9 protein-coding genes are annotated in these 12,087 nt (G+C 68.9%); 5 read left to right on the top strand and 4 right to left on the bottom strand.

What is annotated here, in order from left to right:
* Positions 1–111 precede the first annotated feature (111 nt).
* Positions 112–1,329, bottom strand: coding sequence for a cation:proton antiporter (locus ACIQ7Q_RS21705; protein ID WP_403864386.1), 1,218 nt, complete (start codon positions 1,327–1,329; stop codon positions 112–114).
* Positions 1,330–1,954: 625 nt separating this feature from the next.
* Between ACIQ7Q_RS21705 and ACIQ7Q_RS21700 the strand changes: the two genes are divergently transcribed.
* Both ACIQ7Q_RS21700 and glpK read left to right on the top strand, forming a co-directional pair.
* Positions 1,955–2,800, top strand: coding sequence for an MIP/aquaporin family protein (locus tag ACIQ7Q_RS21700; RefSeq protein WP_403864382.1), 846 nt, complete (start codon positions 1,955–1,957; stop codon positions 2,798–2,800).
* 55 nt (positions 2,801–2,855) lie between these two features.
* On the top strand, positions 2,856–4,373 hold the full coding sequence (gene glpK, locus ACIQ7Q_RS21695; RefSeq protein WP_403864379.1) for a glycerol kinase GlpK: 1,518 nt from the start codon (positions 2,856–2,858) through the stop codon (positions 4,371–4,373).
* 63 nt (positions 4,374–4,436) lie between these two features.
* Here the strand turns inward: glpK and ACIQ7Q_RS21690 are convergent, their stop codons facing one another.
* Together ACIQ7Q_RS21690 and katG are read right to left on the bottom strand one after the other, a co-directional pair.
* A complete protein-coding gene (locus ACIQ7Q_RS21690; protein ID WP_403864376.1) occupies positions 4,437–5,549 on the bottom strand; it encodes a CapA family protein in 1,113 nt (370 codons plus the stop codon).
* Between the two features lie 106 nt (positions 5,550–5,655).
* Entirely contained in the window at positions 5,656–7,845 is a 2,190-nt protein-coding gene (gene katG / locus ACIQ7Q_RS21685) for a catalase/peroxidase HPI (protein ID WP_403864373.1), read from the bottom strand.
* Between the two features lie 157 nt (positions 7,846–8,002).
* Between katG and ACIQ7Q_RS21680 the strand changes: the two genes are divergently transcribed.
* Together ACIQ7Q_RS21680 and ACIQ7Q_RS21675 are read left to right on the top strand one after the other, a co-directional pair.
* Positions 8,003–8,401 carry a hypothetical protein gene (locus ACIQ7Q_RS21680; protein WP_403864370.1) on the top strand — a complete coding sequence of 133 codons (399 nt, stop codon included), beginning with the start codon at positions 8,003–8,005 and terminating at the stop codon, positions 8,399–8,401.
* Between the two features lie 134 nt (positions 8,402–8,535).
* Positions 8,536–9,567, top strand: coding sequence for a PP2C family protein-serine/threonine phosphatase (locus ACIQ7Q_RS21675; RefSeq protein ID WP_403864367.1), 1,032 nt, complete (start codon positions 8,536–8,538; stop codon positions 9,565–9,567).
* 22 nt (positions 9,568–9,589) lie between these two features.
* Here the strand turns inward: ACIQ7Q_RS21675 and ACIQ7Q_RS21670 are convergent, their stop codons facing one another.
* Complete coding sequence (locus tag ACIQ7Q_RS21670) at positions 9,590–11,005, bottom strand: DEAD/DEAH box helicase (RefSeq protein WP_403864364.1); 1,416 nt, start codon at positions 11,003–11,005, stop codon at positions 9,590–9,592.
* Positions 11,006–11,598: 593 nt separating this feature from the next.
* Here ACIQ7Q_RS21670 and ACIQ7Q_RS21665 point away from each other — a divergent pair.
* The gene (locus ACIQ7Q_RS21665; RefSeq protein WP_403864361.1) at positions 11,599–12,072 is read left to right on the top strand and encodes a carboxymuconolactone decarboxylase family protein; all 474 of its coding nucleotides are present in this window, start codon (positions 11,599–11,601) and stop codon (positions 12,070–12,072) included.
* Positions 12,073–12,087: the final 15 nt, after the last annotated feature.

Raw genomic sequence — 12,087 nt, 5'->3', positions numbered from 1 at the left:
CGCTGCCGCAAGCCGGACAAGATCGACTGCGAGCGCATCCGAGATCTGCTCACCGCCGTCGCAGCCGCCCGCCCGGAGTTGCTGAGCACCGGGCCCGGGCCCGCCGATGAATCAGCCCGCAGGCACGGACTGGTCAATCCCGCTGCGCCGGGCGTAGCGCCGTGCGATCGGCTCGGCGCTCAGCCCGTGCAACACGATGCTGACCAGGACGGTCATCACCATCACGCGGGCGATGAAGTCCGCGTTCTGCTCCGGAAGGTCGATGACCGCAAGGGACCCGAACACGATCGATGTCACACCCCTCGGGCCCATCCAGCCGACGAACAATTTGTCCGCGAATTTCAGCCCCGTGCCCGTCAGCAGAATCAGCACAGGGACGATGCGCACCAGGGTCACGGCGAGTAGCGCGTAAAGCAACGCCGAGGCCTGAAAGTCGTCCGCGAACACGCTGTTGACGATCTGGCCGAAGAGGAACCAGAGCGCGAGGGACAGCAGCGTCACCAGATCCTCGGTCATCTCCACCGCGGTCTCGGGGAGACGCCTCATCGCCGGGGCGAAGCAGACGCCTGCCACGAACGAGGCCACGAAGCCGTTGCCGCCCAACGCCCCGGAGAGGGCGTACGCGGCGATCGGTACGGCGAGCACGCCGAGCCGCACCGCGGTCGGCTGGCTCCACCCGTGCGCCCACGAACGCCCCAGCAGCCACCCGCTCGTCCAGCCGACCGCGATCCCGGTGGCGACGGCCCAGGCGGACGCCACGACCGCCGACAGCAGCGCATCGACATAGTCGGCGTGTGCGTCGTGTGATTCGACGCCGACGGCGACGCAGAGAAGAAAGACCGGCGAGAGGATGCCGTCGTTGAGCCCTCCTTCGACGTTCAGCACCTCCCGCAGCCGGGCCGGGATTCTGCGGTCACGGACGACGGCGGCGGTGGGGGCGAGGTCCAACGGGACGACGACCGTGGCCAGGAGGGCGAGCAGCCACACCGGCTGACTGGGAAACATGAGATATCCGGTCAGGAAGGCGGCGCAGAGCGTGAGCGGCAACGCGCCGGCAAGCAGCCGCGCGACCAAGCCCTTCTCCCGCCTGATGACGGAGCCGGGAACCTCAACGGCATCCACGAAGAGCAGCAGGGCGAGAATGACTTCGACCGCATGCTCGAACACGCTCGTGTCGAGATCGAAACGCAGTGGGGGTTTCGCCCCCGCGGTCATGGCGGCACCCGCCGCGATCATGGCGATGGGTGCGGTGATGCTCCACCGGGAGAGTCTGTGCGCGAGAAGCGACCAGACGAAAAGGATCCCCGCGATGACCGCTACGGCGAGCATGCCGGCCGCCTTCCCACACTGCGTCCCTGGTCCGCACAGAGCCTATGGCAGGTGATCCACGGGGCCTGCTCCGACGCGGTCGGCGATGGCGAGCGGGAACGACATGGCCCGTGCGAGCGTCCTCAAACGACCGGTTGGCCGATGCGTGGCGTGTTCCTTGGGGCCGACCGCTCAAGTGGAGCGCTGGTTCGGTGCGATGGTCGACGAGACCGGGTTCCACCACGTGGTCCGTGAACATCTGCACTCGGCCGAGCGCTGAGGACGGAGGGGACGCGCAGGTTCGTGCGAGGGGCCGGCACGGTCCAAGTGATCACCTTCGGGGCCGACCACCCCGGCGCGTACCTGAGCGGCGCCCGCGTGTACGACGAGCGGCTGGGCTTCCGAGCCGGCGTGGCCGCCCAGCCCGGCCCGGCCCTGAGGGCGGCGCGTCAGGGGTGCCGGCTCGCGATTCCCGGGCCGGCACCCCGTCAGCCGTTGCCGTTGGGCATCCTCGCAGGCACGGCCTCGGCCGGCAGCCGGGTGGAGCGCTTCGCGCGCGGACTCTCCCGGAGCAACTTACGATGAGCTGTGGATCACTCGGGGCCGAAAGACGGGCCGGTCCAGGGCCGGCAGGAAGCAGGCTCACATGGCTGAGCGGCTCAAACGGTCGGGGTTGGTCGGCGAACTGTCGTCCGAATTCCTCGGCACCATGATTCTCATCCTCTTCGGTTGCGGCGTGGTCGCCCAAGTGGTCGCCGGCGGCGCCCTCACCGACCCCGCGGGCGGCCTCGGAGACCACGACAGCATCGCCTGGGCTTGGGGCCTCGGCGTCACCCTCGGCGTCTATGTGGCAGCACGGCTCAGTGGTGCTCATATCAATCCAGCGGTGACGCTGGCCCTGGCCGCGTTCAGGGGATTCCCGTGGAGCAAGGTGGCGCCCTATGCGCTGGCCCAGACCGCGGGCGCCTTTGTGGCGGCCCTTGTGGTGCGGTGGAACTACACGGAGGCGCTCGCGAAGGCGGACCCCGGCCACACCATCAAGACGCAAGTCGTCTTCTCGACGCTGCCCGCCAACGGCAACACGAATCTGCCGGTGTACGAGTGGGGGGCGTTCCGGGACCAGGTCATCGGCACCGCGATCCTGTTGCTGCTGGTCCTGGCGGTCACCGATCTGCTGAACACGGCCCCCGGTGCCAATCTCGCGCCGTTCATCATCGGCCTGATCGTTGTGGCGATCGGTATGGCCTGGGGCACCAACGCGGGTTACGCGATCAACCCCGCGCGTGACTTCGGTCCGAGACTGGCGAGTTTCATCACCGGCTACGGGGGAGCGTGGCGAGATCAGTACGGGAACTTCTACTTCTGGGTGCCGATTATCGGGCCGCTGATCGGCGGTCTGCTCGGAGCCTTCGTGTACAAGTTCTTCGTCGGCAGGTTCCTGCCGTCCGCGGAGCCCGAGCCGCCCGGACGCGTTCCCACCCCCGAGAGCTGACCGGCCTCGTTCGAGGCCGCCGGCCCAGTCCTTCCCACAGAAGAGGCGGAATGCCATGGCGGACTTCGTCGGCGCGGTGGACCAAGGAACCACCAGCACCCGATTCATGATCTTCGACCACGTCGGCAACGAGGTGGCGAGCCACCAACTGGAGCACGCCCAGATACTTCCGCGGTCCGGTTGGGTCGAACACGATCCGGTGGAAATCTGGGAACGCACCAACTCGGTGATCCAGAACGCCCTCCGGCACGGCAACCTCTCGCCGGACGACCTGGCGGCGATCGGCATCACCAACCAGCGGGAGACGACCGTCGTCTGGGATCCCCGCAACGGCCGCCCTTACTACAACGCCATCGTCTGGCAGGACACTCGCACCGACTCGATCGCGGCCGCGCTGGAGCGTTCCGGCCAGGGCGACGTGATCCGCCGCAAGGCGGGACTGCCGCCGGCGACGTACTTCTCGGGCGGCAAGATCCAATGGATCCTGGAGAACGTCGACGGCGTGCGCGAGGCGGCGGAGCAGGGCCACGCCCTGTTCGGCAACACCGACGCGTGGGTTCTGTGGAACCTCACGGGCGGGCCCGACGGCGGCATCCACGCCACCGACGTGACCAACGCCAGCCGCACCATGCTGATGAACCTCGAAACCCTCGACTGGGACGACGAGTTGCTCGGGTTCTTCAACATCCCGCGGTCGATGCTGCCCACCATCAACCCGTCCTCCCACCGGGAGGCGTACGGGGTGACCCGCACCTCCCGGCCACTGCGGGCCGCCATCCCCATCACCGGCGTCCTCGGCGACCAGCAGGCGGCAACCGTCGGGCAGGTCTGCTACGCACCCGGCGAGGCCAAGAACACCTACGGCACCGGCAACTTCCTGGTGTTGAACACCGGCACCGAACTGGTCCGCTCCGAACACGGCCTGCTGACCACCTTGGCCTACCAGTTCGGCGACAACCCGCCGATCTACGCCCTGGAAGGTTCCATCGCCGTCACCGGGTCGGCGGTGCAGTGGCTGCGCGACCAGATGAAGATCATCAAGACGGCGGCCGAGAGCGAGACGCTGGCCCGCACGGTCGACGACAACGGCGGTATGTACTTCGTCCCGGCCTTCTCGGGCCTGTTCGCACCGTACTGGCGCTCCGACGCCCGCGGCGCGATCGTCGGCCTCGCCCGGTACAACGACAACGGCCACCTTGCGCGGGCCACTCTGGAGGCCATCTGCTACCAGAGCCGCGACGTGGTGGAGGCCATGGAGCAGGACTCCGGCGTCCACCTGGACGTGCTCAAGGTCGACGGCGGTGTGACGGCCAACGACCTGTGCATGCAGATCCAGGCCGACGTCCTCGGCGTACCGGTCAGCCGGCCCGTCGTCGCCGAGACGACCGCGCTGGGCGCCGCGTACGCTGCCGGTCTGGCCACCGGCTTCTGGCGTGACACCGACGAACTGCGCACCCACTGGCAGGAGTCCAAGCGCTGGGAGCCCCAGTGGTCCGAGGACCAGCGGGCGCAGGGCTACGCCGACTGGAAGCGGGCGGTGGAGCGCACGCTCGACTGGGCCAAGGTCGAATAGCCCTGTCTGCCGGCCACTCGGCCCGCGGCTTCGGTGGCCCGGAGCTTGCATTCCGAATGCCGTTCAGGACGGCCGGACCGTGACCGAGCCGTCCTGTTCGGCATGCATACGGACCCCCAGGCCGTGGCTGATCCGGCTCAACACCTCGTACACGGAGCGGCAGTCGACGCGGGACGCACCGACCAGCCGCATCCGACGCGCCTGCAGGGGCGTGACCCGCATCTCGTGGAGAGTGCCGGTGGCCGCAACGACCGAGACGACGTGGAGAAGGCGCAAGTCGTCCCGGTACCGCTGGTAGCCGCCGATGCCCTCGTAGTCGTTGATCAGGTCCCCGCAGCCGTACAGCACGAGCTTGCCGCGGTACACCTCGACCGGCCGGGGATGGTGCGAGGAGTGCCCGTGCACGATGTCCGCACCGCCGTCGACGAGTGCGTGGGCGAAGCGGACCTGGTCGCGCGGGATCCCGTAGCCCCAGTTGGATCCCATGTGGAGGGACACGACCGTCACGTCGCCCGGGCGTTTGGTCTCGCGAAGGCGAGCCGTCACCTGCGCCGCCACCGCGGGCGAGGGCTCGGCCGCGAAGTGGACCCCGCTGCGCTGCGGAGCAGCGGCCCAGTCCGGCGGTACACCGCTGGACTCCATGCCGAGGGAGACCACGTGCACCCGCCCGCCGCCGGGAAGAGCGACGCTCGCGCACCGCCGGGCGTCGTCCAGGTCTCGTCCCGCACCGGCCGTGCGCAGGCCGGCGGCTGCCAGCGCCGCGAGCGTCTCGTCCAGCCCTCGTCTGCCGTAGTCCAGGACGTGGTTGTTGGCGAGGACACAGACATCGGGACGGGCCACCGCCAGGCAGGGCAGATTGGCCGGGTGCATCCGGTACAGGACCTCCTTGCCGGCCGCCGCGTCGTCGCTGCGGGTCACAGAGGTCTCAAGATTCAGCAGCCGTACGTCGGGCGCGGCGGCGTCGAGCACAGGCAGCACTTCGCCCCAGGGCCAGGAGAACGGGACGGGCCGGGGGATCGTCCCGTTCACCTCCTCCGCCATCTCGACATAGGCGCGCGCGTCCCGGACGTACGGCTCGGACAGCGCCGGATCGCCGGGGTGCGGAAGGATCTGGTCGACACCGCGGCCGAGCATCACGTCACCGCTGAGGAACAGGGTGACGAGGTCACCGCCCATACCTCCACCGTATGGGAAGGCACCCAGGACCAGCGGCGCCCGGTTCCGAACGACATCCGGGTCGGCCGACGAGCGGCCGACCCGGATCCGGACATCGGGATCGGGCTCAGGCGAGGTCGAACCGATCGAGGTTCATCACCTTGTCCCATGCGGCCACGAAGTCACGCACGAACTTCCCTTCCGCGTCCTCGCAGGCGTAGACCTCCGAGACGGCTCGGAGCTGGGAGTTGTAGCCGAAGACGAGGTCGGCGGCGGTGGCCGTCCACTTGGCCTCGCCCGTGGCGCGATTCCGGCCTTCGAATACGTTCTCGACCGAGGTGGACGGCTTCCACTCCGTGCCCATGTCGAGCAGGTTGACGAAGAAGTCGTTGGTCAGCGCCTCGGGCCGGTTGGTGAAGACGCCATGTGCGGACTGCCCGAAGTTGGCGTTCAGGGCCCGCATGCCGCCGATCAGAGCCGTCATCTCGGGAGCGGTCAGTGACAGCAGGTTGGCGCGGTCCAGCAGCAGAGTCTCCGGCGACAACTTCTCTCCCGCGCGGAGGTAGTTGCGGAACCCGTCCGCCCTGGGTTCGAGAACGGCGAACGACTCGACGTCGGTCTGCTCCTGCGTGGCGTCCGTGCGCCCCGGTGCGAAGGGGACCGTGACGTCGTGCCCGGCGTTCTTCGCCGCACGCTCGACGGCCGCGCAACCGCCCAGGACGATCAGGTCGGCGAGCGAGACCTTCTTTCCGCCGGACTGCGAGCGGTCGAAGTCCTGCCGGATCCGCTCGAGGGTCTGCAACGTCTCGGCCACCTCGGGCAGGTTGTTGACCTCCCAGTCCTTCTGCGGCGCGAGCCGAATCCGTGCCCCGTTCGCCCCACCGCGCTTGTCGGTGCCGCGGAAGCTCGCCGCCGACGCCCAGGCGGTGGTGACCAGCTGGGGGATGGACAGTCCCGAGGCGAGGATCGTGCTCTTGAGGGCAGCGACGTCTTCGTCCGCGATCAGTTCGTGATCGACCTCGGGGACGGGGTCCTGCCACAGCTGCGGCTCGGCGATCCAGGGGCCGAGGTAGCGCGAGAGGGGGCCCATGTCGCGGTGCAGCAGCTTGTACCACGCCTTGGCGAACGCTACCGCGAGCTTGTCCGGGTTCTCGTGGAAGCTCTTCACGATGGGCCCGTAGATCGGGTCCACCTTCAGCGCGAGGTCCGTCGTCAGCATCATGGGAGCGTGCCGCTTCGACGGATCATGAGCGTCGGGCACGGTGCCCTGGGCCGAGGCGTCCTTGGGAGTCCACTGCTTCGCACCGGCGGGGCTGGTGGTCAGCTCCCAGTCGTATGCGAACAGGTTGTCCAGGTACCCGTTGTCCCACTTCGTGGGCTCGGTGGTCCATGCGCCCTCGAGCCCGCTGGTGAGTGCCTCGGCGCCCTTGCCGCTGCCGCAGGTGTTCCTCCAACCGATGCCCTGCTGCTCGATGGGGCTGGCCTCGGGTTCCGGACCGATGCACGAAGGATCGACCGCACCATGGCATTTGCCGAACGTGTGGCCGCCGACGATGAGCGCAACCGTCTCCTCGTCGTTCATCGCCATACGCCCGAAGGTCTCGCGGATGTCCCTGGCCGCGGCCACCGGATCCGGGTTGCCGTTGGGCCCCTCCGGATTGACGTAGATGAGTCCCATCTGGACGGCACCGAACGGACCGGTGAGTTCCCGGTCGCCGCTGTAGCGCTCGTCCCCGAGCCATGTGTCCTCAGGGCCCCAGAAGATCTCCTCGGGCTCCCAGATGTCCTCACGCCCGAAGCCGAATCCGAACGTCTTGAAACCCATTGATTCCATGGCGCAGTTGCCGGCGAAGACCAGAAGGTCGGCCCAGGAGATCTTCCGGCCGTACTTCTGCTTGACCGGCCAGAGCAACCGGCGCGCCTTGTCGAGGCTCGCGTTGTCCGGCCAGCTGTTGAGGGGGGCGAAGCGCTGAGCGCCGCTGCCGCCGCCACCCCGGCCGTCGGCGATGCGGTACGTCCCTGCGGCGTGCCAACTCATCCGGATGAACAGCGGCCCGTAGTGACCGTAGTCGGCAGGCCACCAGTCCTGCGACGTCGTCATCACCTCGAAGATGTCACGCTTCAGCGCTTCGACGTCGAGGGTCGCGAACTCTTCCGCGTAGTTGAAGTCCTCGCCCATCGGATTGGACCGGGGCGAGTGCTGGTGGAGAACCTGAAGGTCCAGCTGGTTCGGCCACCAGTCCCGGTTCGTCCTGGGCCGAGTAGGCGCGGGAGCCGGGGCGGGGATTACTGGATTCTCGCTTTCGCTGCCGGACACGTCCGTCCTTCTTCCTGTCTCGGTGTTTCCTTCTGCTGGCTGATTGCTCTTCGGCGTCCGTATGGTCGCGCACCGCAGACCGCACTGCTACGAGAACACGCAGGCAAGACCGCGTTACACGCACTCAGGGTCCGAAGTCGTCCCCCGGGATCCACCCATGACGACGACTGTTCCAGCCTCTGAGGCATACGAGAAGGGGGGTCTGTTTCTGATCGTCGTGCTGTTTCTGATCATCGCGATCACTCCGCTGACGGGGAAGCGGAAACGGACAATTATATGTTGGCTCGGCTGTTCGGCGCGTCCGGTGACGGCGACCGTGGCGCCGAGCCCGAGCATGGCAAGCCCACCGCTCCCGCCGATCACCGACATCCGGCGCGGGGAGCGGTCCAACCACGAGCGTGTGGCGGCCGCCCGTACGGAGCCTGCACCCCCGGCCGGTACTGGTTCTGTCGTCGGCCTCCGCCGACTGCCCCAGGCGGACCGGATCTCCAAGAGCACGCTGAAGCCGGGGATCGCGGAAAGGAGCAGGGACATCGCGCAGAAGGCAGCCAGTTGACGGAGGCGCACGGCGTATGCGGAGATGGGGAATCGCTTAGCGCCGATATGATGCGTTTTGTGATCAAGCGCGGGCGGCTTCGGCGGCGTCGTCATTCCCATGGCGACCGGTGGGAAGCTGCCCTGCTGTCACCGGTGATCCTCACCCTCATCGTGGCCGGACTGGCGTTCTCCACGCCGAGGGAGATCGCCTTCAGCCGTCTCCTGCCCGCCGCGCCCGCCCTCGCCGCGGCGATGTGGCCTGTGCTCCCGACGATCGTGCTGGGGGCGTTCTGCCTGCTGGTCATGATCAGCCTGAGCTTCTTCTACACCGACCTGGGGACGCCGTACACGGCGGCCGCGATCATCGCGGTCACGATGGCAGCCGCGTACGCGAGCCATGTCCGGCTCCAGCGGGAGGAAACGCTTTTCCACGTCCGGCTCGTCGCCGACGCGGCGCAGCAGGTGCTGCTGCGCCCCCTGCCGCGCCGCATCGCGAACGTCGAGATCGAGTCGCTGTATCTGGCGGCCCAGGAGCAGGCCCGCATCGGCGGCGACTTCTACGAGGCGGTCGACACCCCGCACGGGGTCCGGCTGCTCATCGGCGACGTGCGCGGCAAGGGCCTGCCCGCAGTGGGAGCGGCCGCGGCGGTGATCAGCTGCTTCCGGGAGGCCGCGTACGACGAACCGGACCTGAGGGGCATCATCCACCGGCTGGAGACCAGCATCATCCGCCACAGTGCCGCGTACCCCGCCCAGGACCTGCCGGAGCGCTTCGCCACCGCGGTTGTCGCCGAGATCCCGCCCGGCGGCGGGCACGTCAAAATTCTCAACTGCGGCCACCCCCCGCCGCTGCTCGTGCACCGAGGCGAGATCCGCATCCTGGAGCCGAGCGCCCCCTCGGCACCCCTCCACCTCGCGGCGCTCGTCGGAGAGCTCTACTTTGTCGACACTGTCGCTGTCGACGTGGGCGACCAGCTGCTGTTCTACACCGACGGTGTGTCCGAGGCCCGGGACCGGACCGGCGAGTTCTTTCCCCTGCCGGACTGGATGCGCAGGCAAGGCCCGGCACTGCCCCGCGAGCTGCTCGACCGGCTCCACGGGGACCTGGTCCACTACAGCGGCGGAAGGCTCGACGACGACGTCGCGGCCCTCGCCGTGCGGTGCCAGACCTCCTACGCCCAGTAGCGCCGCGCGGAGTAGACCCTGGTCAGTGGCCTCTGCGTACCCGGGCGGCTTTGCGGGCCTCCGCGGTTCTGCGGGCTTCGGCGGTCTTGCGGGACTCCTTCGGGGCGCGGCCCGGTCGTGTGCCCATGCCCCGGAAGGGCGCGTTGCCGCCGGTGGCCTTGTCGCCGGCGGGTGGGCGCTTCGCCCCCGTGATGCTGGTCAGCTTCTCCTCGCCGGAGCGCACCTGTGTGACGGCCGGACGGATCCCGGCATCGGACATCATCCGGTTCACGTCGCGCCGCTGGTTCGGGGTGACGAGGGTGACGACAGTGCCCGACTCACCGGCGCGAGCCGTGCGTCCGCCCCGGTGGAGGTAGTCCTTCGGGTCGGTGGGCGGATCCACGTTCACGACGAGGTCGAGCGCGTCGACGTGGATGCCGCGTGCGGCGACATTGGTGGCCACGAGCACGGTGATCTCACCGTTCTTGAACTGCGCGAGCGTGTGCGTGCGCTGTGGCTGTGACTTTCCGCTGTGCAGTGCGGAGGCCCGGATACCGCTGCCGCGCAGATGACGGGTGAACTGGTCGACGCCGAGCTTCGTGTCCAGGAACATCAGCACCCGACCGTCCCGGGCTGCGATCTCGGTGGCCGTCGCGTACTTGTCCGCGGGGTGGATGTGCAGCACGTGGTGTTCCATCGTGGTGACCGCGCCCGCCGCCCGGTCGATCGTGGCGAGCACCGGGTCGTGGAGATGGCGCCGCACCAGATGGTCGATGTTGCGGTCGAGCGTGGCCGAGAACAGCATCCGCTGTCCCTCGGGGCGCACCTGATCCACGAGTTCCGACACCTGCGGCAGGAAGCCCATGTCGCACATCTGGTCCGCCTCGTCCAGGACCGTGATCCGCACCTGGTCCAGATGGCAGTCCCGGCGCCCGACCAGGTCGGTCAGCCGCCCCGGAGTCGCGATGACCACGTCGGCGCCGGCCCGCATCAGGCTCGCCTGCCGCCCGATCGACAGTCCACCGACCACCGTCGCCAGCCGCAGCCCCAGTGCCGTTGCGTACGGTGCCAGCACATCGCTCACCTGCTGCGCGAGTTCGCGGGTCGGTACCAGGACCAGCCCGAGCGGCCGCTTCGCCTCGGCACGCCGGCCTGCCGTACGGACGAGCAGGGCCAGCCCGAAGGCGAGGGTCTTGCCCGAGCCGGTCCGCGCGCGGCCGAGGATGTTCCGGCCGGCCAACGCGTCGGGCAGGGTGGCCGCCTGGATCGGGAACGGTTCCGTCACTCCGTGGGCCGTCATCACCTGGACCACTTCCCGCGGCAGGCCCAGTTCGGCGAAGGACTCGGCGGGGGGCGAACCGGGGGTCAGCGTCTGCGCCGCGAGCTCGGCCTGGGGTGCCGTTGCCGGCCTGGACCGGTCGGCGCCGGATTGCCCGGTGACTGTCGGCTTCGGGTTCATGGGGCCCTTCGTTGGTCTTGGCGCCCGGAAAGTGCGGGGGCCCGCACCCTCCGGTGCGGGCCCCGGCAACGTCGAAGCGTCCGCCCATTTTACCAGCGCGCCGACCGTCCCCTTTGGCCGATGAACACCGACAGCACGGCGGCCCTCCGCAGGCCCCCACGGCGGGACCGCAGCGGCCCCGGCGGACCGCGTCCGCCACCGGGGCCGGAGAGGCAACCCGCGCCCTCGCCCACGGGGCGGCCAACTCGGCCCGTGCAAGCACGTGGAGATGCAGCACTTGTTCGTCCGGGGGGAGCACATTCGGGGCGAGCGCACAGGGAGCGCCGATGGCGGTGCCAGTGCGACGTACCGTCTCGTCGAGCTTCGATCCCGCCGAGTCGACGGCCGGGCCACCCGTGCCGCTCACGAGGCACTTCCGGCGTCGCTCATACGGGGACGTGACGCCGATCTGGAGGGGGCGGCACACGCGCCCACGTACCGGGCCGCCCGCCGGCACGGGTTGTGGTGACACACGTCACAATCGCCGGTGTCACATCGAGCCGATCCGTTTTGTCATACGTGTGTAACCACCGACAACGGCAGAGGAGTTCGCCATGGATGCCCGTTTGAACATCTTCGGCAACGCGACCGCAGCCAAGTTCCTCAAGCACATCGTCTCCGCGGGCAAGGTGCTCGAGGACGCCGGCATTCCGTCCGCGACGCAGGAGCTGGTGAAGCTCCGGGCGAGTCAGATCAACGGGTGCGGTTTCTGCACCGACATGCACAGCAAGGACGCTGTCGCCGCCGGTGAGTCGTCGGTGCGACTGAACCTGGTCGCGGCGTGGCGGGAGGCCACGGTGTTCACCGAGGCCGAGCGCGCTGCCCTGGAGCTGACGGAGCAGGGCACCCGCATCGCGGATGCGGCCCGTGGCGTCACGGACGAGGCCTGGGCGAACGCGGCCAAGCACTACGACGAGGAGCAGCTCGCCGGCCTGGTGTGCGCCATCGCCCTGATCAACGCCTTCAACCGGCTGAACGTCATCGTCCAGCAGCCCGCCGGCGACTACCAGCCCGGCCAGTTCGGATAGCCGGGAGCGCCGAAC

Origin of the sequence: Streptomyces sp. NPDC096176 (genome assembly GCF_044763255.1) — a bacterium.
Taxonomy (GTDB): Bacteria; Actinomycetota; Actinomycetes; order Streptomycetales; family Streptomycetaceae; genus Streptomyces.
Note: the sequence above shows the minus strand (reverse complement) of the source record. Positions and strands in the feature narration are given on the sequence as shown.

Excerpts from the sequence above, each read along its gene's own strand:
- ACIQ7Q_RS21705 (WP_403864386.1), bottom strand. The coding sequence starts at position 1,329 with ATGCTCGCCGTAGCGGTCATCGCGGGGATCCTTTTCGTCTGGTCGCTT.
- ACIQ7Q_RS21700 (WP_403864382.1), top strand. The coding sequence starts at position 1,955 with ATGGCTGAGCGGCTCAAACGGTCGGGGTTGGTCGGCGAACTGTCGTCC.
- glpK (WP_403864379.1), top strand. The coding sequence starts at position 2,856 with ATGGCGGACTTCGTCGGCGCGGTGGACCAAGGAACCACCAGCACCCGA.
- ACIQ7Q_RS21690 (WP_403864376.1), bottom strand. The coding sequence starts at position 5,549 with ATGGGCGGTGACCTCGTCACCCTGTTCCTCAGCGGTGACGTGATGCTC.
- ACIQ7Q_RS21680 (WP_403864370.1), top strand. The coding sequence starts at position 8,003 with ATGACGACGACTGTTCCAGCCTCTGAGGCATACGAGAAGGGGGGTCTG.
- ACIQ7Q_RS21670 (WP_403864364.1), bottom strand. The coding sequence starts at position 11,005 with ATGAACCCGAAGCCGACAGTCACCGGGCAATCCGGCGCCGACCGGTCC.
- ACIQ7Q_RS21665 (WP_403864361.1), top strand. The coding sequence starts at position 11,599 with ATGGATGCCCGTTTGAACATCTTCGGCAACGCGACCGCAGCCAAGTTC.